This window comes from Noviherbaspirillum cavernae (assembly GCF_003590875.1).
Taxonomy (GTDB): Bacteria; Pseudomonadota; Gammaproteobacteria; order Burkholderiales; family Burkholderiaceae_D; genus Noviherbaspirillum; species Noviherbaspirillum cavernae.
In genome coordinates this window covers 1,779,129-1,800,491 of record NZ_QYUN01000002.1, presented here as the reverse complement: position 1 = coordinate 1,800,491, position 21,363 = coordinate 1,779,129, and the positions used below count along the sequence as shown (strand labels likewise).

Genomic DNA, 21,363 nt, shown 5'->3' with positions numbered 1-21,363 from the left:
CTGTGAGCTCGGTGGCGGTGGCAGTGGTCGGCGGCGGTTGGGCCGGTTGCGCCGCAGCAGTAGAACTGTCGCGTAAGGGGCATCGCGTCACGCTGTTCGAGGCGGCGCGCACGCTCGGCGGCCGAGCCAGGCGCGTCGAGATTGAAGGAAAAGTCCTCGATAACGGCCAGCACATCCTGCTGGGCGCATATGCCGAATCACTGAAGCTGATGCGGACAGTTGGCATCAATCCCGACGACGCCTTGCTGCGCCTGCCGCTGCAGATGCGGTATCCGCAAGCATGCGGCGGCATGGATTTCGTGACGCCGCGCCTGCCTGCCCCTTTCCATATGCTGGTCGGATTGTTGCGCGCAAAGGGATTGGGACGTGACGACAAATTGTCGCTGGCCCGTTTTTCGACCACCGCGCGCTGGATGGATTGGCGAATGCACACAGATTGCAGCGTCGCCGAACTGCTCGATCGCTTCGACCAAACAGATCGCCTTGTCAGCCTGATGTGGCGTCCGCTGTGCATTGCCGCGCTGAATACGCCACCGGAGCGTGCTTCTGCGCAGGTATTCCTGAACGTGCTGCGCGACAGCCTGGGAGCGCGCCGCGCCGCTTCGGACATGCTGATCCCGCGTGTGGATCTAAGCGAACTGTTTCCGCAACAAGCGGCGGCATTCATTCAAGGTCATGGCGGCACGGTCCGATGTGCGTCAACCGTCAAGCGTGTTTCCAGCCAGGATGGGCACTGGCGAGTCGAGGTCAATGCTCAGGAGTTTGCCCTGGACGACGAAGGCCGATTCGATGCAGTCATCATCGCCACGCAACCCGCACAGGCAGCAATCCTGCTGAATGGATTGGCTGAAACCGACAACCTGTCGTCATTCCGGTACGAGCCGATCACTACCTGCTATCTGCAGTATGCAGCGGAAGTCAGGCTGGAGCAGCCTTTTTTCGCACTGCTCGAAGATGCAGCCGCCAGCGAATTCGGCCAGTTCGTTTTCGATCGCGGACAGATATCGGCGGACCAGCAAGGTCTGCTGGCGGTCGTCATCAGTGCATCAAGCGAAGCGATCGAACTGGGGCATCAGGCATTGGCAGAAGGCGTCGCCGTGCAATTGGCGACGTCGTTCCAGCGACCGGAATTACGCAATCCGGCATGGACGAAAGTCATCTCGGAAAAGCGCGCCACCTTCTCGTGCGCGCCGGGACTCAAGCGGCCGGACAACCGCACAGCCATGAACGGCTTGATCCTTGCAGGCGACTACACCGCCAGCGACTATCCAGCAACGCTGGAATCTGCGATAAGAAGCGGCGTGCAGGCAGCCGCCTGCCTCACTCCCTGACGTCCGCGCCGACCAGCTTGCCGTGCTCATCGTGACGAGCGATGACGCATCGCGCATGCTGCCATGCGTTGACCTCCGCAGCCGGCAATTCCGCGTACCGGGCAAGATCCTCCGTCGTCGCAGGGACAGGCCAGGCGCGGCGATGCACATTGCGGAATCGCATGTATTCCACCCGCGCCCATAACAGCAATGAGCCGCCGAGCCATGCCACGATGGTGGTGTACAGGATGACCAGCCGTTTCAGTTCCTCCACCTCCTGCTCCCACCGAAACTGACTGTAGGCCTGGTAATAGCCGAACATCCATGCGGCGAGCGTGATAAACGGCATCCAAAGATAGATCCACACCGTCCAGAACAGGAAGGTGACGCCGCCCCACCCTATGCGTTTCGGGATCGATGTCAGCGATGGCTGATCAATAATCAATGACATGTTTTGCACTCAATCATGTTCTTCTCATTCGTCAAGAACCGCTTCCCGCACCGTGGCCGGTGCGGCTGCTGGCGGATGGGTTCCGGACTGTGTGCGAACCAGGCCTGTGGCGGACGCCGGAGCCGCTTGCGTTTCCGGCACTGGCATGCGCACGCCGCGATCCGGGCTGATCCAGACTGCCCGCCGGCCTTTGCGCCGGGCAAAGACCTTTGGCACCGACCATATCGTGACGCACATATTCAGCATCCAGTAGGCCAGGGGGTACCAGATCATCCAGAAGAAGTGGCGGAACACGCGCTGGTCATAACGGCGGTCAAGCCACATCGCAAGCATTACCTGGAAGAGACAGGTCGTACCGATCAGCGCGCCATGCCACCCCGGCACAATCGTGATCTGCCAACGCAACGGCATGTTGATCACCAAGCCGAGCAGCCACAGCGCGACGACCAGCCCCATCGCATAGGCCCAGAACACGGATCCGACATATTCCAGATAAATCGGCCACATGCGGCGGAAGCGCCATTTCGTGAAAATGAAGGCGTACTTGCGTATCGCCTGGCTGCCGCCCATGGCCCAGCGCAATCGCTGCTTCCACAAGCCGGCAAGGGTTTCCGGCATCAATATCCAGCACAAGGCATGCGGTTCGAAGCGTGCATCCCAGTGATTGACCTGCAGCTTCCAGCTGATGTCGATATCCTCGGTCAGCATGTCCGGGCTCCAGAAGCCCGCCTGCAGCACCGCGCGGCGGCGGAACATCGTGACCACGCCCGATACCGTGAACAGACGGCCGTAGGTACGCTGGGCGCGCTTGATGATACCGACGATGGACGAGAACTCGCCGACCTGCAAGCGACCCAGCAAGGTCGAACGCGTGCGGATGCGCGGGTTGCCGGTCACCGCTCCGACGCGCGGCCCCGACTCGAAATGGCGCAACATCCAGGGAATGGCGTCGGGATCGAGTATCGAATCGCCGTCGATGCACAGCAGGTATTCGCCTTTCGCCAGCAGCGCGGCGGTGTTCAAGCCAACTGCCTTGCCCTGGTTCTTTTCCTGGTGAATGACGCGCAGTCGGGGATACTGATCCAGCAATTCGTTCAGGATCGCGCCCGTGTTGTCCTTGCTGCCGTCGTTGACGCAGATGATCTCGTAGTCGGGATAATTCATCCGCGACAAGGCATCCACGACTTCACGGACGTTGTCTTCCTCGTTGTAGCAAGGGACGATGATCGACACCAGCGGCTTGTCGCGCAACAGGCTCAAGGGATCCTTGCACTTCAGGCTGTCGCGCTCGTAATGAAAGTAATAGGCGATGGCGCCCGTCATCCACAGGTACGACATGAACAAGGGATAGTAGAACGTGAAGTCGAATAGCAGTATGTCCAGCGCCATCTCTATCGCCTTATCGGAAAGGTTTCGACGGAAATTGCCGCCTTGATCACGTTTTCGTCCGGCTGATTCTGGTGGAAGTCATCCGGGTAATACCCCCAATGCCGCGCGCCGCCCAGATGCAGCAGGCGCCAGTGAGCAACGAGCGTTTCGGCACGCACCGGCTGGTCGTTGCGCCAGTCCCGGCTTTGCAACTCGAATATCGTCTTCTGCAATGCGCCAGGCTGGGCCTTGACCTTTGCCAGCAGCTGGCCGAGCCATTGCTCCGGATCGGCGGCCCCCTCCATGTAGGGCATGGCCATGATCGCGGTGAAATCGTAGGTCGCAAGAAAACTCGGCAGCGTCTGTGCAAACCATTCCTCGGATGCCGGATCGAGCACAGGCTGCGCGTAGATGTTGCGCGCCGTCAGCAACGCGGGCTGATATTCGCGCAGGGTCTTGATCAACTCGACCGTGAACGCATTGATATACGCGGTCTTTCCCTCGGTCCAGCGCCGCCGCAACGCGGCATCAGCGCGGATCGTCTCGACCGAGGCCGGCAACTGCCACTTGTCGCGGTAGTGCGCGAGCGCCATCGGACTGGCATCCTCGTAGTCCGACAAGGTCGCATCGTCGTGAAACAGGATGCCCGCAAACACCACGTGCTTGCCTAGGTCCTCGTAGATTTCCTTGATCGTCTTTCGCGCCAGCGGATCGAACAGGGACAATCTGTGATAGCGGCCCTGGCTTGCCGCAGGCGGTGCGCCCGGCATGACAGTAACCACATGGGTAGCTGCCGGATGCTCCGCCGGCAGCTTGAATGCCATGACCGGCATCCATGCATAGACCTTGACGCCCGCCCGTGTCTTGAGTTGCCAGGCAACGCGTGACAGCAGATCGGCACGCATCGGCAAGTGACGGTTCGGGAAATACAGCTTATCCGCGACCCCGTCGCCGTCGGGATCGGCATAGGCCTGCAGATACACCGTCGTGGGACGCAAGCGCACAATCCGGTCGAGCAATGCAGACAGATTCGCTTCCTGCCTTTGCGGATCGGCATCGTAGACATAGTCGAGATCGACATGAATGACGCGCTCCAGCGGATCGTGCCGACCACCGTAGCTGGCCGGTTCCTGCAGCGCCTCGATCAAGTCGGCCAGCCGATGATTGTGCAAGATCAGCGTGCGCCGCATCCGCAGCAGCGTGTCCTGCGGCGTGTTCGGCCCCGGTTCGAGATTCATCGTGACCGGCATGCCCGCTTCGGCCGCCCAGCGCGCAGCAGCCATGTTGTAGGCGCCATACGGCCAGACCATGGCCCGTGGACGGCTGCCCAGCTCACGCTGGAGCAGGTCCGCGTTGCGGATCAGATCGCCTTTGATGCGCGATGCATAGTCGTCATCGGATTCGTAAGCGGCCTTGTCGGCGTGAAAATGGCGCGCCACCGCAGCGGGGATCGAATTCCCTTGAGGGTTGGCGAGAATCCCCTTGTGCATGCCGTGCGAATGGGATGCGACCTCGATCAGTCCGGATGCCGTCATTTCACGGATCTCGTTCCAGCTGAGAAACTCGGCGCGCGGCACTTGACTGTCGCCAAATCTGACCGGCGTGCCGGCCGGCGTCTCTATCCACTCACCAACGATGGCGATCACTGCCGGGAAATTGAATTGCTTGAGCAACGGGAACACCTTCGTATAGGCGCTCTTGTAGCCATCGTCGAAAGTGAGCAGGATCGCTTTCTCCGGCAGCTTGCCCCGCCCCGCCCTGGCATCGATGATCTGCTGCAGGCTGACCGGGTGGTAGCCGTTTTCATTCAGCCATGACAGCTGCCGGATAAATTCGTCGGTGTCGACAGCGGTAGGCTCCGGCCAGGTACGGAAGGACTCACGGAGGTTGTCGCGAATATCGTGGTAGCACAACACGCGGAAACTCTGCTCCGGGTCCGGCACGGCGATGGCGGATGGAAGCGGTGTCTGTGGCCCCATGGATTGGGCCGACGCCCTGCCTGTCCACAGCAGTGCACTGCACCACAAAGCCACTGCGAGCAACAGCCAGAACGCATCCTGGGCCCGAATCGAGCGCAGACGATGCGCCAGGCCAAGTCTCATGTCGCGCTTCATTTGATTTGCCATTCCAGATTCAGATAGCCATAACGGCGATTTTCGCGATTGCCGTCGTACGGATGAAAGCCGTAACCCATGCCATATCGAAGCGCGATGCCGTGATCGTCGCGCCAGGCGTGTTCGTAACGCAGGTCGCCGACGGCGTCATTCTCAAAGCCTTCTTGCCAATACCGTCCGAACGTATAGGTCAGCCGCTGGGTGAAGGAGCGTTGATAGCGCCGCCAGGTGAGCCATTCACCGGTGACAGCGACGCTCGCTTCCTTGTCTCGCTTCGGGCTGAAATACACCCGGTCGGACAGGCTGTTGGTCGACGTGTACAAGCCGACGCTGCTGTCCAGCTTGAACACCGGCCCGGACACCCAGCGTTCGTTCCACCATATCCGCACACCTTCGCGCACGTTCTCGTCGGAAAACTGCGTGCGCGACACGGAAGCGCCGGCGCTGCGCGACTCGTTGTCGATCCACGTCACGCTGGCCCCAATCGCCTTTCCCGTCACGCCATTGCGAAACGCCGCTGCGGCCAGGTCATTGAGATTGGTATCGACGAATACGCTGGTACGCCATGCGTCCGACAGGCTCCAGGACAGCGCCAGCGCAATTCCGTTGGCATCGGGCGCCGTGATTGCCTGATTGACCTCGGCCTCGACGCTAATGTCGCGCGCCCGATAATCGATGCCTGCACCAATACGGGTGCGCGCAAGCGAGGATCCATCGGTATGCCCCTGCGAGCGTGACACGTGCGCAAAAACACGGTAGGGCTCGCCCAGCGAATCCTTTAATGGAGCGGAATACAGCCGGCTATCGAACACCGACTCCGCTCCCGCTACCGAGCCACCCCGCCCCAACGTCGTGTCGATTTGCAGTAAAAGACGGTCGTGACGATCGACCCGGTCGGCAAAATTCTGTACGGCCTTGCTCTCCGGGGAACTCTCCAGCAATGGCGCAAGCACCGCGCGCGCCTCTGCAAACTGGTTCAGGGTGAGCAGGGATTCGCCCTGACCTACCGCCACATCGACCGATTTCGGATCATCGATCCGCAGCAAGGTGAACTCCTCCAGGGCGGCGCGAGGTTTTTCACGCGAGGATTGCAGGGAGGCCCACGACGAGCGGATGCTCGAATTGTGCGGAGCCAGCGCGCGTAGTTCCGCGAGTCGCTGTTCCGCCTGATCCAGGCGCCCGGCATAAAGTCGCGCCTGCGCACTCAGCAATGCCGTCTGCGAATATGCGGGGTTCGGCTCCTCAATGCCCCGCATCCCCTTGTTCATCATCGGTGACGTGTCGCGATGCAGTCCATCCGCGACGGCTTGCGCCTCGTCATGCTGCTCGGCTTCGCCATACGCATAAAAGAGCGCGATTTGCCATGCCCTGACGTTTTCGCCACCACCCTGACGAACCTCGTCTATCGCCTCGCGGTACAAGTCGCGCGCGATTTCCGGCTGTTCCAGATACAGGTAGGCATCGGCCGCGGCGGCCTTGGCATACGCGGGAACGGTCACGCCAGCTGCGCACAGGTGCTGATACAGCTCCACGGCATCGCGCATGCGCACCCGGTCACGCAAGGCCACCAGCCGATCGAACAGTGTCGCCGGCCGCTCGCCAAAACGATCGCCTGTCTCATGATTGGCCTGCAACCCGACATCGGTCGTCGCAAAGCGCGCCGCTCGAGCATCCGCTTCCAGCTGCGCCTGGCCGAAGATGACGGTGCGTCCTGCCGCATCGTGCGCAAGCTGCCGACGCTCATCCTCGCTGAAAGCATCCGGCTGCCTGTCCGCCAGACGTTTCGCGAGATGCGGAAGGCCCGCCTTGTTGACGGCGAATACTCTGCCTCGCAAGGCATACCTGAACCCGGGGTCGAGTGTCAGCACATCCTGATACGCACTCGCAGCGAGCAGCCAGTCTTTGTGATGTTCGTGCAATTCAGCCAATGCCACGACTAGCGCCACATCACGGCGGGTATAGGCAATTGGCGGGCGCGGCAGATGACCGCTCACATAGGCCAGTGCATCATCGGTCCGGCCCAGCGCCATCCAGACGTAGGCAAGGCCTGCGTGCGCTTCCGCATCCTCCGGCGTTTTTTTCAACAGCAAGCGATATGCAGCTTCGGCATCCGCCAGGCGCCCGGCGCGCCGCGCCGCCAACGCAACCGACTTGATGGCATACGGAGGCGAATCGACACGCGCAATGCGCTCGTAATACTGCAAGGCAGCATCATCACGCCCCACCATGACGAGAACCGCAGCCAGGTCATGCATGATGCGCCGGTTGTCGGGATCGGCGTGCAGCCAAGCCGTCAACTTCTCGATCGCGGCTGTTTCGTTGCCCGCATGCGCAGACTGAATGGCCGCTTCATACTCGGACGAAGACACCGCGGCTTGCGTGCCTGAGCAAACGAGCATTCCTGACAAGCACACACGTGCGAACGCAACGGACAACGACTCTGAAAGGGGCATGCAGCTTCAGGGGGAATCGATAGGAAAAAAACAAGGAAACGACAAGGCCAGACGCGGCGGCCGTTTCTTGAAGTATGGGATTGCAGATATCCCCGCCATCTTAGCGACAGGATTAACGCGTGGCAACGCACGGTCAGAAAATGTCAGAAACGCTCAGATTCGTGTAGGAAAACAAACACATTCGGCGGTCGGATCATGGACGGGGAAACCCGTGTGTGCGCCCCGCCAATGCACGAATGACAACTACTCGTGTTCGCGCATGCGGGACAGTGCTTCATCGATGCGTTCGACGCCGATGATGGTCAAGCCTTCGATTTTCTGTTTCGGCGCATTCGCCTTCGGGATGAGTGCAATCGAGAAGCCGAGCTTGGCCGCTTCGCGCAAACGCTCCTGTCCACGGGGTGCCGGCCTGATTTCACCGGCCAGCCCGACTTCGCCGAACACCACCAGCCCGCGCGGCAGCGGCTTGTTGCGCATAGAAGAATGAATCGCGAGCAGCACCGCGAGATCGGCAGCCGGTTCGGTGATCTTGACGCCGCCCACGGCGTTGATGAAGACGTCCTGGTCAAAGGCGGCAATCGAGGCATGCCGATGCAGCACGGCCAGCAGCATGGCAAGACGGTTCTGTTCGAGACCAACCGACAGGCGCCGTGCATTCGGCACATGCGAGGTATCGACCAGTGCCTGGATTTCGACCAGCAATGGACGCGTTCCCTCCTGCGTCACCATCACACAGGAGCCGGGCACCTGATTGTCATGCTGCGACAGAAACAGCGCCGACGGATTCGAGACGCCCTTCAAACCCTTTTCCGTCATGGCAAACACGCCCAGTTCGTTGACCGCGCCGAAGCGATTCTTGAAGGCCCGCACCAGCCGGAAACTCGAATGCGTGTCGCCCTCGAAATACAGCACAGTATCGACGATGTGCTCGAGCACGCGCGGTCCGGCCAGCGCGCCCTCCTTGGTGACATGGCCGACCATGATGATGGTGATGTCGGACTGCTTGGCGACGCGCGTCAATTGCGCTGCGCATTCGCGCACCTGGGCGACGGAACCCGGCGCGGAAGTCAACGCATCCGAGTAAATCGTCTGGATCGAGTCGATCACCGCGACCTGCGGCTTGTGCTCCGCCAGCGTGTTGAGAATCTTTTCGAGCTGAATTTCCGCCTGCAGCTTCAATTCTTTCGCGTCGACGGCGAGGCGCTTGGCGCGCAGCGCGATTTGCGAACCCGATTCCTCGCCGCTGACATACAGCACCTTCTTCACGCGCGCCATGTTGGCCAGGGCCTGCAGCAACAGGGTCGATTTGCCGATGCCGGGATCGCCGCCGATCAAGACCACGCCGCCGGCGACCAGTCCGCCGCCCAATACACGGTCGAACTCCTCGATGCCCGTGCCGAAACGCGGCACGTCGATGGCCTCGATATCCGCAAGACTCATTACCGGGGCGGTTTGCGCAAGGCCCTGGGGCTGCGCCGAAAAGCGATTGCCCGATGCCTCGACCACGGTTTCAACCAGGGTGTTCCACTGCCCGCACGCCGGGCATTGTCCCGCCCATTTGCTCGCGATACCGCCGCATTCGGTGCAGGTGTAGTTGGTTTTCTGTTTCGCCATGAAAGTTCAGTAAATGATTGACACGGACCGCCGGACGCGCCGACAGCGAACCGCGCTACTGTCGCGCGTCATTCCGTTCGACGGTCCTGACACGCGGCGCGAGCGCGCACATGAGCTCGTAGCCGATGGTCCCGGCGGCATTCGCCACTTCGTCGATGGGCAAACCCTCGCCCCACAATATGACCTTGCTGCCGATTGCTGCGCCGGGAATGTCGCTCAGATCGACCGTGATCATATCCATCGAAACGCGTCCGACGATCTGCGTCCTGCGTCCTTCGACAATGACCGGCGTTCCGTTCGGCGCATGACGCGGATAGCCATCGGCGTATCCGCAGGCGACCACGCCGATTTTCATCGGTTTGCCGGCAATGAAACGGCTGCCGTACCCGAGCGCATCACCGGATTCGACCGATTGCACGCCGATGATTTCGCTGGTCAGCGTCATCGCGGGACGCAAGCCGAATTCCTCTGCCGACTTGCCCCCCGGCGTGCCGCCATAGAGCATGATGCCTGGCCGCACCCAATCGGTATGCACGTCCGGCGGCATCAGGTCTGCGGCGGAATTGAACAGGCTGCGCTCGTCGGTCAGCCCTGCCGCGCCAGCCTGGAAGCGTCTGATTTGCTCTGCCAGCGGCAAGCCGGGATTATCTGTGTCGTCGGCATTCGCGAAGTGCGTCATCAGCGTGAGGCTGCGCACCGCCGGGATATTCCTGAGTCGCGCGTATGCATCGCGATAGACGTCCGGCTTGAAGCCAAGCCGGTTCATGCCGCTGTTCATTTTCAAATGCACATCGATCGGCATTGCAAGCCGGGCGCGCTCGATCATGGCGATCTGCTCATCGCAGTGAACCGCAACCTGCACATCATGCTCTGCAACCACGTTCAAGTCAGCGAACTCGAAAAAACCTTCCAGCAACAGGATCGGCTTCTTCCAGCCCATCTCGCGCAGGCTGACCGCACCCTCGACTTCGATCAACGCGAGACCATCCGCCTCGGAAAAGCCGCGCATGCCGCGCTCGAGGCCGTGACCATATGCGTTTGCCTTGACCACCGCCCAAACCCGCGCACCAGGGGCGCGGTTCTTCGCGACGGCAAGGTTATGGCGCATGGCCGCAAGATCGATGGCGGCAGTGATTGGACGTGGCATGGAGGCACTCTTGATGGATCAGCAATGAAGGAAAAGCATGAGCATCCATTCTACCGGAGCCCCCTTCCAGCGAGCGTCGAAATGCGCTGTCGACGCAACTTTTCATGGTATAAAGCAAGCCAGAGACATGTTGTTACAACCTATATGCGGATGAATCGCGGTTTTTATACCATCATGGCGGCGCAGTTTTTTTCGTCGCTCGCCGACAATGCACTGCTTATTGCAGCAATTGCCTTACTGGCATCGATGGACTCTCCGGCGTGGATGACGCCGCTCCTCAAACTCTTCTTCGTGCTGTCCTACGTGCTGCTGGCTGCATTTGTCGGCGCATTTGCCGATTCGCTGCCCAAGGGACGGGTGATGTTCATCACCAACCTGATCAAGATCGCCGGCTGCACGATGATGTTCTTTCATGTGCATCCATTGATTGCCTACGCCGTCGTCGGCTTCGGCGCGGCGGCATATTCCCCTGCAAAGTACGGCATTCTCACCGAGCTGCTGCCGCCCGAGAAACTCGTTGCAGCGAACGGCTGGATCGAGGGACTTACCGTGGTATCGATCATCCTCGGCACGGTCGTGGGCGGTGCGCTCGTCAATCCTGCCATTGCCGCGGCACTTCTCCGATTCGATTTTCCCGTCCTTGCTTTCGGTATTGACACCACCGCCGAGGCGGCACTGTCGGTCATCATGACAACATATGTGATTGCCGCGATATTCAATTTGAAGATTCCCGATACCGGCGCGCGCTACCCGCATCAAGAGCGCAATCCGATGAAGCTCATTGCGGACTTTTCGGGTTGCTTCACGACCTTGTGGAAGGACAAGCTCGGGCAAATTTCTCTGACCGTCACCACCCTGTTCTGGGGTGCCGGTGCGACGCTCCAATTCATCGTATTGAAATGGGCCGAGAAGTCCCTGAACATGCCTTTGGACAAGGCTGCCGTGCTGCAAGGCGTGTTCGCTCTCGGCGTGGCCTTCGGCGCCACTGCCGCCGCGCGCTTTGTTCCGCTAAAAAAATCACTGACCGTCCTGCCACTGGGGGTTGCCATGGGCCTGATCGTCATGCTGATGACGATGGTGCATACCGTCTGGCTCGCCTATCCGTTGCTGGTCCTCGTGGGTGCACTGTCGGGTTATTTCGTGGTGCCGATGAATGCCCTGCTGCAGCATCGCGGGCATGTGCTGATGAGCGCAGGTCACTCGATCGCCGTGCAGAATTTCAACGAAAACATGTCGGTCCTGACGATGCTGGTGCTGTACGCGGTGATGGTGAAACTGAACATGGACATCAATATTGTCATCATTCTGTTCGGCTTGTTCGTCGCCGGCACGATGCTGCTCACGATGAAAAAACATGCGGCCAATCAGCGTGAACATGATTCATTGGCGCTGATCGGCGAACGCAAGCACTGAGCTGCCCGCAAGTGAGCGTTCTTGACGGGCGCTCTCAGGCAGCAAGCACCATCCGGCTGACCTTCTCCCCTGCCCGGCCTTTCCAGTCATCCGGGACAATGAATCCCCTGTCGATCTCGATCAAGTCATCGCCGACCTGATCGAGTATCGCAATCAACACCGGCATCGAGTCGCTGCTGAAATGCTCGCTCAAGCTCTCCTGAACCTGGTGTCTGTGCAGGCATTGCCCCGCACCCGCCTTTGCCGGCGCGAGCCAACTCAATCGCGGCAGGATCATGTAGCGCTGTCCGGCAATCGCATCCAGTTCCGCAAGCGGGCACCAGAAGCCGCGGCAATGCGGCTTCGACAATCCGGTCATGACCGCAGGTTGAGGAGTCTGTCCGTAGTAGAACAACCAGCCCTTCACCAACGCCTGCGCCTGAGTGACCGGCTGCGGCAAGTGCAGTTGCGCGGCCGGATGCTGCGACAGCGTCAACTGGCGATCCATGATCTTGCGCACTTTTGCGCCGAGCGAATCGGCCAGATTGGGGCCGACGAAATGATCTGCCGCCAGCGCCGCACCGCATGACTCGAGCAGATAAAACTTGCTGGCGAATTCCCAATGCACCAAGGCACCGCCTTGACGCAGCAGAAAATCGAACTCGCCGATGGTTTCGTTTTTTCCTGCCTGCACTTGCAAGCCATGTGCGACCAGCATTCCCTGATGCGCGAAATAGAATGCCATCAGCTTTTCCGCATAGCGCCCCAGCCGGGTAAATGGCTGGATGCCGAGATACGTGTGCAGCATGCCAGGGGACTTGTCCAGCGCATTCAGCCAATCTTCAGTCTGCGGCTCGATCGGCCCGAGCGATGCGATCTTGCCCTGCCATTGTGGCGCATTCGGATCGAGCAGGTCCGGTGCGTCCAGTAGCCATGCGAGCGAACGCACGTGCGGGTTATTGAGGTGCAGCCAGCGACGATGAAATTCGGCTTGAAAGTTTGCCGGGTCAGGCGGCATAGGTGCTCATCGCCAGACAGAGATCGGCCCAGGTTTTCTTCTTGTCGGCGAGATTGCGCAGCAGGTATGCCGGGTGGTAGGTGACGACAAGCGGCAAATCCGCATAGCGATGCACCGTTCCCCGCAGCCTGGACACCGGCGTTTCAGGGTCCAGCTGCAGCAGCGACAACGCAGCCGTTTTGCCCAGCGCGACAATGACGGACGGTTCGATCAGCGCAATTTGCCGTTGCAGATAAGGCATGCACGCCGCAACCTCTTCCGCCGTCGGCGGCCGATCGTGTCCGTTGGCATCGGTGGGTCGGCATTTGACGATGTTGGCGATGTAGGCATTCTCACCGCGCTTCAGGCCCATCGCGAGCAGCATGTTGTCCAGCAGCTTGCCGGCCTGGCCGACAAACGGCTCTCCGCGCAAATCCTCGTTGTAGCCGGGGCCTTCGCCGATGAAAAGCCATTTCGCCTTTTCGTCGCCCACGCCGAATACGGTTCGAGTGCGCCCATGACAGAGATTGCAACTTGCGCAGCCGACCACGGTCTCCTTGAGCGATACCCAGTCCATGCGCTCGATTGCACCGGGAACCAAGTTTGTCGGCAACTCCGCAGCAAGATCCATCGCCGCCGGTTCGGCAGCCGCAGAGACAAGCGCATCCACAGGACGATCACGCAGCGTCCACAATGGGCCGACGCCGATCTCATTCAAAAAAACGGCGCGTCGCTGTGCTGCCGATGTCATAACGCAAATCTCATGACGATTGCATCTTCCCGCGTGTTGTCGGCGGCCGGATAGTAGCCCTTGCGCCGACCGATCTGTACATAACCGTATCGCTGATACACCGCGAGCGCCCTCTCGTTGGACGGACGCACTTCAAGCAGAATGGACGTCATGTCCTTTTCCCTTGCGAGTTGAGCGGCCTTGTCGAGCTGCATGCGCCCATACCCCTTGCCATGCAAGCCGCGGCGGACCGTAATGTTCAGCAGATGCACCTCGTCCACCGCCAGCATCATGAGGAAATATCCGACAAGCTCTCCCGACGCATCGCGCAATGTCCATGTTTCGTAGCCGCTGTAGAGCGAGTCGAGGAAATTCCCGCGCGTCCATGGATGGGGATAAACATCGGCCTCGATCGTCATCACACCCGGCAAATCGTCCAGCTTCATCCGTGCAAAATACAGGGATGAAGGTGCATCCGACGCGGATTGCTGCACTGCGCTCACGAAGCTGCCCTTGTTGCCAGCCGCTCGACCGTGGTCATGGCCACCTTGTCGCGCACATACAGCGGTTGCGCGTCGCGCGCAGCCACCGCATTACCATTCTCAAACGCGATGCGCGCCAGCCGCGCGACCTGACGCGCATGCGGCATGATGTGAGGCTGCATTCCGTCTTCCGCTGCAAGATTCTCGAATTTGCCCGGATAGGCCGCCAAGCCATTGCCGCAGGCAACGACACGGCCCTTCGCGGCCACGGCGGAAGGTGCCGACAATCGCGGCTCGAGCACGGTATGCCAGCCATGCTCATGGCGATACTGCGCCCAGTAGACCTCGCCCATCCTCGCATCGAGAATCACCAGTATGTTGTCTGCACCGCATTCTTCCCGGCATGCCTGTGCCATTGCCAGCAGGGTGACAACGGGAACGACAGGCAGGTCGCTGCCGAAGGCCAAGCCCTGCGCCACGCCGCAGGCCGTACGTACGCCCGTGAAGGAACCGGGTCCGGAGCCGAAAGCGATCGCATCGCATTGTTCAAGTGTCATGCCGGCTTGCTTCAGCAGATCCTGCACCATCGGCAGGATGGTTTGCGAATGGGTATGCACCCCTGTGGTTTCCCCGGCGATGATGATGTCGTCATGCAGCAGGGATGCAGATGCGGTTTCAGTAGAAGTTTCTATGGCAAGGATGGTAGACATGCGCGTATTTTACCGCGCACCTTCATGCCCGCACTCGTTCGCTTCCGACATTCACAACACTGCGCGGACGGGAACCCTCAAGATATTCACGCACCCGCCGATAACAGCGGTAGCACATCAACAGAATCGGAATAAGCATGGAAATCAGCAGCATTGCCAACCTGGCAACAACGATGAAGACAACGCGCACAGAACAGGAGATCGGCATTGCCGTGCTGAAAAAAGCGCTGCATGCGGAGGCAGCGAGTGCCGCGGCATTGATTCAGGCACTTCCGCCAGTGCAGTCCAATCTGCCTCCCCACCTGGGACAGAATATCAACACCAAGGCTTGATGCAGGTTTGGCATGCCCCAGGCAAGTCGGGCATGCCTTGACTTACAATAGCGTCGCACTCCCGCCGGCAGTGTTCATGACTTGCGACCGCCTACATCACCCATGTCCAGCATCACCCTTGAATCTCACAACCGCGCCCAGGTCAGCGATTGGCTGGGCAGCGACGCTTGGGTCGTTGCTTGCCTGTGCGCAGCGTGGTGCGATACCTGCAAGCAGTATCGCAACAGCTTCGATGCGCTCGCCTTGCGTCATCCGGACAAGCGTTTTGTGTGGATCGATATCGAGGATCAGGCCGATGTGGTGGGCGACGTCGATGTCGATAATTTTCCGACCCTGCTGATCCAGCGACACGACAAAGTGAGCTTCTTCGGCACTGTGTTGCCGGACCTTCAATTGGCTGATCGTCTGGTTCAAGCTCAGACAGAAAAAAGTGATGACGAGATTCAGGCAGAGTCCGTCGCCAACGCCGAGCGCCGGCGCTGGCAAACGGAATGCAATCTCCAGATCCGACTCAAGGAAGCCGATTAAAATCAATCGCTTACCCTGAAAATCCAGCGCAACACTTCAGAGAAATTGGATGAAGTCATTGCCCCGATTACAACCGTGCGCGTATCCAGTCCGTCAGCATCGATTCATCAATCTCCCCCGTTACGACCTTCAGCATGATGTTCGCCGCATCCGTTTGCGACGCGGACAAGCGCCAGCCGTTGACGTATAAAAACAATCCAAGCGCAAGAAAGGCTGCCCGCGTGTTGCCGTCGGCAAACGGACGATGGTTCAGCACACCAAATGCATGCGCCGCCGCCAGGCTCGCGATATCGGCTTCGCCCGACAGCGCCCGCTCCATTGGATAAGCCAGCGCTGCGTCGAGTGCGGCCGGACGATGTTCGCCCTCATTGCCGCCATATTCGATGACGCATTCGCGATGGAGCGCCAGCAAGGCTTCCCGATCGATGGATTGGAGATTCATTTGCTCAAGGCCCGCAAGGTTGCGCCGTGTTCCCGCAGCAGCTCGCGCCCCACATTGATCTGTTCCCGCGTGTCCGCGTCGTAGGGACTCAGCAGCAAGCCATCCGGCGTGTCGTCCAGAAACAAGGTTTCGCCGGATTCCAGCCCGAGCCGGGCCAGTGTTTCGGGCGGGATGATGATGCCGAGGGAATCACCGATTCTTGTCAATTTGAGTACATGCATGCCCGCCTCCCGCATTTCGATCATCTCATGTTACTGAATGCGTGAAAAAAGCAAAGCAAGAAAAAACCGGCCGAAGCAGGTTTCTTCTTGCTGTTATGAATGACATTGCCAGCACATCGGGGCGAAGAACCCGTCCCCAACTGGATTTGCCGTTGATGCGCGAATGGCTGACGCGCATCCTTCCCGCATCGGAACGGCTCAGGCCTGCACCTTCACCTTCAAACGCCAAGCGTGCAGCAAGGGCTCGGTGTAGCCGCTCGGCTGCTCCAATCCCTTCATCACCAAGTCGCGCGCCGCGCGGAATGCATACGAGGCTTCGAAGTCCGGAGCCATCGGCTTGTAGAGCGGATCGCCGGCGTTCTGGCCATCGACCACCTTGGCCATGCGCTGCAGGGTTTCGGTGACTTGCGCTTCGGTCACGATGCCGTGCAACAGCCAGTTGGCGATGTGCTGGCTGGAGATACGCAGCGTGGCGCGGTCTTCCATCAGCCCGACGTTATGGATGTCCGGCACCTTGGAGCAGCCGACTCCCTGGTCGACCCAGCGCACGACATAGCCGAGGATGCCCTGCGCATTGTTGTCGAGTTCCTGCTGGATCTCGGCGGCAGACCATTTCGCTTCCGCAGCCACCGGAATTTGCAGCAAGCCGTCGAGCAGGCGTTCGATTTCGGTCTTCGCGTCGATCTTTTCCAGCTCTTTCTGAACGTCCACCACGCTCACCTGATGGTAGTGCAATGCGTGCAGGGTCGCGGCGGTCGGCGACGGCACCCAGGCGGTGTTGGCGCCGGCCTTCGGGTGTCCGATTTTCTGTTCCATCATCGCAGCCATCAGGTCGGGCATCGCCCACATGCCCTTGCCGATCTGTGCGCGTCCGCGCAGGCCGGACGACAGGCCAACCAGCACGTTGCTGCGCTCGTAGGAAGTCAGCCATGTGCTGGTCTTCATGTCGCCCTTGCGCATCATCGGGCCGGCATGCATTGCGGTGTGCATTTCATCGCCGGTGCGATCGAGGAAGCCGGTGTTGATGAAGGCCACGCGCGCGGGAGCCTCCTTCAGGCAAGCCTTGAGGTTGACGCTGGTGCGGCGCTCCTCGTCCATGATGCCGAGCTTGACCGTATTGGCCGCCAATCCGTAGGCAGCTTCGATACGGCTGAACAATTCATTGGCAAAAGCAACTTCGGCCGGGCCGTGCATCTTCGGCTTGACGATGTAGACCGAGCCGGTACGCGAGTTGCCGATTTCCTGATCCTTGCTGCGCTTGAGGTCATGCAAGGAAATCGCCACGGTGACGACCGCATCGAGAATACCTTCGGGAATTTCCTTGCCGTCCTTCAGAAGGATCGCGGGATTGGTCATCAGGTGGCCGACGTTGCGCACGAACAGCAGCGAACGGCCATGCAGCGTGACCTCACCGCCGTTCGCATCCGTCGCGCCGATACCGGCGATGTACTTGCGGTCCTTGTTCAGGGTGCGGGTGAAGGTCTTGCCACCCTTGGTCAGGCTTTCAGACAGCGTGCCTTGCAGGATGCCGAGCCAGTTGCTGTACGCAACGACCTTGTCATCCGCATCGACCACGGCGACCGAGTCCTCCAGGTCGAGGATGGTCGATAGCGCGGATTCAACCACCACATCAGCGACGCCGGCTGCATCGCTCTTGCCGATGGACGTGCTGCGGTCGATCTGGATGTCGATATGCAGGCCGTTATTCTTCAACAGCACCGACGATGGCGCTTCCGCCTTCCCTTGGTAACCGACGAATTTGGTTTCCTCCGCCAGGGTGGTGGTGCTGCCGTCTTGCAGAGTCACGGCCAGTTTGCCGCCCGCCACGCGGTAGGCGGTCGCGTCGCGATGCGAACCTTTCGCCAGCGGCGTCGCCTGGTCGAGGAAATTGCGAGCGAAAGCGATGACCTTCGCGCCGCGTACCGGGTTGTAGCCTTCACCATTGGCGCCGGTCTTCGTGGCGCCGTCGGTTTCAGGAATCGCATCGGTGCCGTACAGTGCATCGTACAGCGACCCCCAACGGGCATTCGCCGCGTTCAGCGCGTAGCGTGCGTTCAGGATAGGCACGACCAGTTGCGGGCCGGCCTGCAATGCGAGTTCGGCATCGACATTGGTGGTAGTGACTTTCACGTCGTCCGGGCGCGGTGCCAGGTAGCCGATGGACTGCAGGAATTCACGGTAAGTGACGACGTCGCCGATCGGGCCCGGGTTAGCGCGATGCCACTTGTCCAATTCCGTCTGCAGGCGGTCGCGTTCTGCCAGCAAGGCCGCATTTTTCGGTGCGAGGTCATGAGCGATGGCATCGAAATTTTTCCAGAAGCTGGCGCTGTCAATGCCGGTACCCGGCAGTACCTTGTCCTCGATGAAGCGGTACAGGTTCGTCGCGACTTGGAGTCCGTGGCAAGTGGTGCGTGTGGTCATGGAGAGAGATCCTTGGAGTGTGAGTGTGTTTTTATACGGTTTTATAGAAATAAAACACGGTCAGCACAAGGCCTACCGCGATGATGAATCGGCGCAGCCAGAGCGCAGGGATCTTGCGCGCAATGCTTGCTCCCCAATAGCCGCCCAGGGTCGCCGTGGCGAGCATGATTATCGTGTACGGCCAATCGACCGCGCCGGCAATGATGAATGTCGTGACCGTCACGCTGTAGATGATGGCCGACAAGAGATTCTTGATGGCGTTGATTTCGTGGACATCATCGTGACCTGCCATCGCCAGGCTCGCGAGCATCATGATGCCCATGCCCGCGCCGAAAAATCCGCCATACACCGAAACAACAGCCTGCCCCGCAAGGGCCGTCGGGCCACTACTGGGAGCACCGGGCGCTGCACCACGCAGCCATGTCGAAATCTTGCCGGAGAAGGCGAACAGCACCGTCGCGAACAGCAACAGCCACGGGATCAGTTTCGAAAAGGTTGCGTCCTGTGTCGCCAGCAGCAGCAAGCCGCCGCCGACGCCGCCGATCAGGGACACGATCCCCATCGGAATGAGATACCTCTTGTAACGCGCCAGTTCCTTGCGATACGCCCATGCCCCGGACAGGCTTGCCGGCCATAGCGCCACCGAATTGCTGGCGTTGGCCGTGATCGGCGGCACGCCGGCCGCCAGCAAGGCGGGGAAGGAAAAGAATGTGCCGCCGCCGGCGACGGAATTCATCGCGCCGGCGCAAAACGCGGCGAAACCAACCAAGACAATTTGCCAGCTGCTCATCATGCTTTTTCTTTCCTGTTTTCTTGAAGATAGTTCAATAATGCCGTCATGTCGCGCGCCACACTTCGGCCAGCGCCGTACCATGCCCTGGAAACAGCTTTTCTGCCAGCACACCGATCGAGTACATGTCGAACAGTGTCCCGTAAGCGTCGAAGACAATGGCTTGAATGGTCATGGAGCGCGTGCAGTCCTGTAGATGAATGGAAGTGTCGTGCTGCTCATAATGCTGAGCAAAGTATATTAAATATAAATACGCACAAGCAAAATGAATTATCACTTTATTCTTGCGTTTTAGTATCATGTGAAATAGTGTTTTGCGATGGATCATTTCAAGCAAATCTCCACATTCGTTGACGTCGCAGCCAAGGGCAGCCTGTCTGCGGCAGCTCGCGCGGAAGGCATCGCACCGGCCATGATCGGCCGCCGGCTGGATGCGCTGGAAGAACGCCTGGGTGTGAAACTGTTGCAGCGGACGACCCGAAAGGTCGCACTGACCACGGAAGGCGTGGCGTTCCTGGAGGACTGTCAGCGCATCCTGACGGACCTTGAGAATGCCGAGGCGGCGGTGTCGGAACGCAGCGCAAAAGCCAGCGGGCATTTGCTGATTTCGGCACCCGCCGGGTTCGGACGGCAACACGTTGCCCCCCTGCTGCCCTCCTTCCTGGCCGAACATCGCGATGTCACGGTTACGCTCAACCTCAATGACCGCGTGGTGGATTTGATCGGCGAGGGGATCGACGTCGCGATCCGCATCGCGGCCCTGTCGGACTCGAATCTGATTGGCGTGAAGCTGGCGGATAACAAGCGCGTGGTGGTCGCCTCGCCCGCTTACATCAAACGGTATGGCGCGCCGGTTTCACTGGACGAACTTGCAAAGCACAACTGCCTTGCCATCAGCAGTGAAGGCAGCCAGCGCGGCTGGACCTTCAGGCAGAGCGGCAGAAATGTCACATTGAAGGTGACCGGCAACATGGTCTGCAATGACGGTGCGGTGCTGCACGACTGGTCGCTCGCGGGCAAGGGACTGGCATGGCGCTCGATGTGGGAAGTCGGGAATGCGATCGAGTCCGGCGCACTGGTAACGGTGCTGGATGAATTCGCCGCCCCCGGCAATGATGTGTACGCGGTGTTTGCCCAGCGCCGCCATCTGCCACTGCGCATCCGGGCATTCGTTGATTTTCTGCGGCACGCTTATGCGCAGCCAGAATACTGGCGCAGGACGTGACGCTATCGAGGTCACTGCGTCAGACGACAGGCAAAAAAAATCCTCGGCGCACCGAGGATTTTTAATTCAACGATTCAGCTTACGCGGGCTGAATGTTGGAAGCCTGCTTGCCTTTCGGGCCAGTCGTCACTTCGAAAGTAACGCGCTGATTTTCCTTCAAGGTCTTGAAGCCGCTGCTTTGGATTGCGGAGAAGTGTGCGAACAAATCTTCGCCGCCTTCATCCGGAGTAATAAAACCAAAACCCTTGGAATCGTTAAACCACTTTACGGTACCTGTTGCCATTGCATTTCCTATTTCAGTTAAATTGGGACGTTGCCCGGTGGATCCCTTGAAGCAAGATAGGAATGACAGACAAATACTGCACCTGCTAGCTAAAACTTCAACGGTCGCAAATTATACTTCATAAGACTGTCGGCAAGTGGAATTTGATCCCTTTTTCTGATTGATTTTTCCGATATTTGATGAATCTTTCCCTTCTGCATTGGGAAAACATGCATTCTGCACATGGCAATAGTGCAAAGAACATCGCGTCACGGCCTTTTGGCGATCATGATTTTTCCGGTTGCAATATTATTTCGCCCGTTCTCGGAAACTTCTCATTGATGCCTTCTTTCTAATTCTTGTCCCTACTGCTC

The 21,363-nt window shown here is 59.6% G+C and carries 20 protein-coding genes and 1 pseudogene; 5 read left to right on the top strand and 16 right to left on the bottom strand.

What is annotated here, in order from left to right; translation table 11 throughout:
• Window positions 1-2 precede the first annotated feature (2 nt).
• Window positions 3-1,331, top strand: coding sequence for a hydroxysqualene dehydroxylase HpnE (hpnE, locus tag D3870_RS08380; protein WP_242489906.1), 1,329 nt, complete (start codon window positions 3-5; stop codon window positions 1,329-1,331).
• Here hpnE and pgaD read toward each other — a convergent pair.
• The 6 genes from pgaD to alr form a co-directional block, all read right to left on the bottom strand.
• On the bottom strand, window positions 1,321-1,761 hold the full coding sequence (gene pgaD / locus D3870_RS08375; protein ID WP_119738226.1) for a poly-beta-1,6-N-acetyl-D-glucosamine biosynthesis protein PgaD: 441 nt from the start codon (window positions 1,759-1,761) through the stop codon (window positions 1,321-1,323). The two genes, hpnE and pgaD, sit on opposite strands and share 11 nt — an antisense overlap.
• A 24-nt stretch (window positions 1,762-1,785) precedes the next feature.
• Window positions 1,786-3,150 carry a poly-beta-1,6-N-acetyl-D-glucosamine synthase gene (pgaC, locus tag D3870_RS08370; protein ID WP_119738224.1) on the bottom strand — a complete coding sequence of 455 codons (1,365 nt, stop codon included), beginning with the start codon at window positions 3,148-3,150 and terminating at the stop codon, window positions 1,786-1,788.
• Window positions 3,151-3,152: 2 nt separating this feature from the next.
• Window positions 3,153-5,255 carry a poly-beta-1,6-N-acetyl-D-glucosamine N-deacetylase PgaB gene (pgaB, locus tag D3870_RS08365; RefSeq protein ID WP_242489905.1) on the bottom strand — a complete coding sequence of 701 codons (2,103 nt, stop codon included), beginning with the start codon at window positions 5,253-5,255 and terminating at the stop codon, window positions 3,153-3,155.
• The gene (gene pgaA / locus D3870_RS08360; protein ID WP_242489904.1) at window positions 5,240-7,612 is read right to left on the bottom strand and encodes a poly-beta-1,6 N-acetyl-D-glucosamine export porin PgaA; all 2,373 of its coding nucleotides are present in this window, start codon (window positions 7,610-7,612) and stop codon (window positions 5,240-5,242) included. The genes pgaB and pgaA overlap by 16 nt, the downstream gene beginning before the upstream one ends.
• A gap of 327 nt (window positions 7,613-7,939) precedes the next feature.
• A complete protein-coding gene (radA, locus tag D3870_RS08355; protein ID WP_119738221.1) occupies window positions 7,940-9,310 on the bottom strand; it encodes a DNA repair protein RadA in 1,371 nt (456 codons plus the stop codon).
• A 55-nt stretch (window positions 9,311-9,365) separates the two neighbouring features.
• Window positions 9,366-10,457, bottom strand: coding sequence for an alanine racemase (gene alr / locus D3870_RS08350; RefSeq protein ID WP_119738219.1), 1,092 nt, complete (start codon window positions 10,455-10,457; stop codon window positions 9,366-9,368).
• A 150-nt stretch (window positions 10,458-10,607) separates the two neighbouring features.
• Between alr and lplT the strand changes: the two genes are divergently transcribed.
• The gene (gene lplT / locus D3870_RS08345) at window positions 10,608-11,870 is read left to right on the top strand and encodes a lysophospholipid transporter LplT (protein WP_119738217.1); all 1,263 of its coding nucleotides are present in this window, start codon (window positions 10,608-10,610) and stop codon (window positions 11,868-11,870) included.
• 34 nt (window positions 11,871-11,904) lie between these two features.
• Here the strand turns inward: lplT and D3870_RS08340 are convergent, their stop codons facing one another.
• From D3870_RS08340 to tsaB, 4 genes are read right to left on the bottom strand one after another with little or no spacing between them, the layout of a single operon-like run.
• On the bottom strand, window positions 11,905-12,867 hold the full coding sequence (locus tag D3870_RS08340; RefSeq protein ID WP_119738215.1) for a DUF1853 family protein: 963 nt from the start codon (window positions 12,865-12,867) through the stop codon (window positions 11,905-11,907).
• Window positions 12,857-13,597, bottom strand: a complete 741-nt coding sequence (locus D3870_RS08335; protein ID WP_119738213.1) for a uracil-DNA glycosylase — start codon at window positions 13,595-13,597, stop codon at window positions 12,857-12,859. Before D3870_RS08335 ends, D3870_RS08340 begins: the two co-directional genes overlap by 11 nt.
• Window positions 13,594-14,022, bottom strand: a complete 429-nt coding sequence (gene rimI, locus D3870_RS08330; protein WP_119738211.1) for a ribosomal protein S18-alanine N-acetyltransferase — start codon at window positions 14,020-14,022, stop codon at window positions 13,594-13,596. Before rimI ends, D3870_RS08335 begins: the two co-directional genes overlap by 4 nt.
• Before the next feature lie 53 nt (window positions 14,023-14,075).
• On the bottom strand, window positions 14,076-14,768 hold the full coding sequence (gene tsaB / locus D3870_RS08325) for a tRNA (adenosine(37)-N6)-threonylcarbamoyltransferase complex dimerization subunit type 1 TsaB (protein ID WP_119738209.1): 693 nt from the start codon (window positions 14,766-14,768) through the stop codon (window positions 14,076-14,078).
• Between the two features lie 137 nt (window positions 14,769-14,905).
• On the opposite strand from tsaB, the gene D3870_RS08320 reads away from it, so the two are divergent.
• Both D3870_RS08320 and D3870_RS08315 read left to right on the top strand, forming a co-directional pair.
• A complete protein-coding gene (locus D3870_RS08320; RefSeq protein WP_119738207.1) occupies window positions 14,906-15,100 on the top strand; it encodes a YjfB family protein in 195 nt (64 codons plus the stop codon).
• Window positions 15,101-15,202: 102 nt separating this feature from the next.
• On the top strand, window positions 15,203-15,628 hold the full coding sequence (locus D3870_RS08315) for a thioredoxin family protein (RefSeq protein WP_119738205.1): 426 nt from the start codon (window positions 15,203-15,205) through the stop codon (window positions 15,626-15,628).
• Between the two features lie 67 nt (window positions 15,629-15,695).
• On the opposite strand, the gene D3870_RS08310 is transcribed toward D3870_RS08315, so the two are convergent.
• From D3870_RS08310 to D3870_RS08290, 5 genes and pseudogenes are all read right to left on the bottom strand, one after another.
• The gene (locus tag D3870_RS08310; RefSeq protein WP_119738203.1) at window positions 15,696-16,070 is read right to left on the bottom strand and encodes a type II toxin-antitoxin system death-on-curing family toxin; all 375 of its coding nucleotides are present in this window, start codon (window positions 16,068-16,070) and stop codon (window positions 15,696-15,698) included.
• Window positions 16,067-16,291 (bottom strand): AbrB/MazE/SpoVT family DNA-binding domain-containing protein, encoded by a 225-nt coding sequence (locus D3870_RS08305; RefSeq protein ID WP_119741852.1) that lies wholly within the window; start codon window positions 16,289-16,291, stop codon window positions 16,067-16,069. Before D3870_RS08305 ends, D3870_RS08310 begins: the two co-directional genes overlap by 4 nt.
• A 198-nt stretch (window positions 16,292-16,489) precedes the next feature.
• Window positions 16,490-18,712, bottom strand: coding sequence for a malate synthase G (locus D3870_RS08300; protein ID WP_119738201.1), 2,223 nt, complete (start codon window positions 18,710-18,712; stop codon window positions 16,490-16,492).
• A 31-nt stretch (window positions 18,713-18,743) separates the two neighbouring features.
• A complete protein-coding gene (locus D3870_RS08295; protein WP_119741850.1) occupies window positions 18,744-19,502 on the bottom strand; it encodes a sulfite exporter TauE/SafE family protein in 759 nt (252 codons plus the stop codon).
• Between the two features lie 55 nt (window positions 19,503-19,557).
• A pseudogene (locus tag D3870_RS08290) lies at window positions 19,558-19,677 on the bottom strand (haloacid dehalogenase); the annotation flags it as partial.
• Between the two features lie 144 nt (window positions 19,678-19,821).
• Here D3870_RS08290 and D3870_RS08285 point away from each other — a divergent pair.
• Window positions 19,822-20,727 carry a LysR family transcriptional regulator gene (locus D3870_RS08285; RefSeq protein WP_119738199.1) on the top strand — a complete coding sequence of 302 codons (906 nt, stop codon included), beginning with the start codon at window positions 19,822-19,824 and terminating at the stop codon, window positions 20,725-20,727.
• A 79-nt stretch (window positions 20,728-20,806) separates the two neighbouring features.
• Here the strand turns inward: D3870_RS08285 and D3870_RS08280 are convergent, their stop codons facing one another.
• The gene (locus D3870_RS08280) at window positions 20,807-21,010 is read right to left on the bottom strand and encodes a cold-shock protein (protein WP_119738197.1); all 204 of its coding nucleotides are present in this window, start codon (window positions 21,008-21,010) and stop codon (window positions 20,807-20,809) included.
• Between the last annotated feature and the right edge of the window lie 353 nt (window positions 21,011-21,363).

What these genes read in the sequence shown, in the direction of transcription:
- pgaD (WP_119738226.1), bottom strand. Translation starts at nt 1,761, where the DNA reads ATGTCATTGATTATTGATCAGCCATCGCTGACATCGATCCCGAAACGC.
- pgaC (WP_119738224.1), bottom strand. Translation starts at nt 3,150, where the DNA reads ATGGCGCTGGACATACTGCTATTCGACTTCACGTTCTACTATCCCTTG.
- pgaB (WP_242489905.1), bottom strand. Translation starts at nt 5,255, where the DNA reads ATGGCAAATCAAATGAAGCGCGACATGAGACTTGGCCTGGCGCATCGT.
- radA (WP_119738221.1), bottom strand. Translation starts at nt 9,310, where the DNA reads ATGGCGAAACAGAAAACCAACTACACCTGCACCGAATGCGGCGGTATC.
- alr (WP_119738219.1), bottom strand. Translation starts at nt 10,457, where the DNA reads ATGCCACGTCCAATCACTGCCGCCATCGATCTTGCGGCCATGCGCCAT.
- lplT (WP_119738217.1), top strand. Translation starts at nt 10,608, where the DNA reads ATGAATCGCGGTTTTTATACCATCATGGCGGCGCAGTTTTTTTCGTCG.
- D3870_RS08340 (WP_119738215.1), bottom strand. Translation starts at nt 12,867, where the DNA reads ATGCCGCCTGACCCGGCAAACTTTCAAGCCGAATTTCATCGTCGCTGG.
- D3870_RS08335 (WP_119738213.1), bottom strand. Translation starts at nt 13,597, where the DNA reads ATGACATCGGCAGCACAGCGACGCGCCGTTTTTTTGAATGAGATCGGC.
- rimI (WP_119738211.1), bottom strand. Translation starts at nt 14,022, where the DNA reads ATGAAGCTGGACGATTTGCCGGGTGTGATGACGATCGAGGCCGATGTT.
- tsaB (WP_119738209.1), bottom strand. Translation starts at nt 14,768, where the DNA reads ATGTCTACCATCCTTGCCATAGAAACTTCTACTGAAACCGCATCTGCA.
- D3870_RS08320 (WP_119738207.1), top strand. Translation starts at nt 14,906, where the DNA reads ATGGAAATCAGCAGCATTGCCAACCTGGCAACAACGATGAAGACAACG.
- D3870_RS08315 (WP_119738205.1), top strand. Translation starts at nt 15,203, where the DNA reads ATGTCCAGCATCACCCTTGAATCTCACAACCGCGCCCAGGTCAGCGAT.
- D3870_RS08310 (WP_119738203.1), bottom strand. Translation starts at nt 16,070, where the DNA reads ATGAATCTCCAATCCATCGATCGGGAAGCCTTGCTGGCGCTCCATCGC.
- D3870_RS08305 (WP_119741852.1), bottom strand. Translation starts at nt 16,291, where the DNA reads ATGCATGTACTCAAATTGACAAGAATCGGTGATTCCCTCGGCATCATC.
- D3870_RS08300 (WP_119738201.1), bottom strand. Translation starts at nt 18,712, where the DNA reads ATGACCACACGCACCACTTGCCACGGACTCCAAGTCGCGACGAACCTG.
- D3870_RS08295 (WP_119741850.1), bottom strand. Translation starts at nt 19,502, where the DNA reads ATGAGCAGCTGGCAAATTGTCTTGGTTGGTTTCGCCGCGTTTTGCGCC.
- D3870_RS08285 (WP_119738199.1), top strand. Translation starts at nt 19,822, where the DNA reads ATGGATCATTTCAAGCAAATCTCCACATTCGTTGACGTCGCAGCCAAG.
- D3870_RS08280 (WP_119738197.1), bottom strand. Translation starts at nt 21,010, where the DNA reads ATGGCAACAGGTACCGTAAAGTGGTTTAACGATTCCAAGGGTTTTGGT.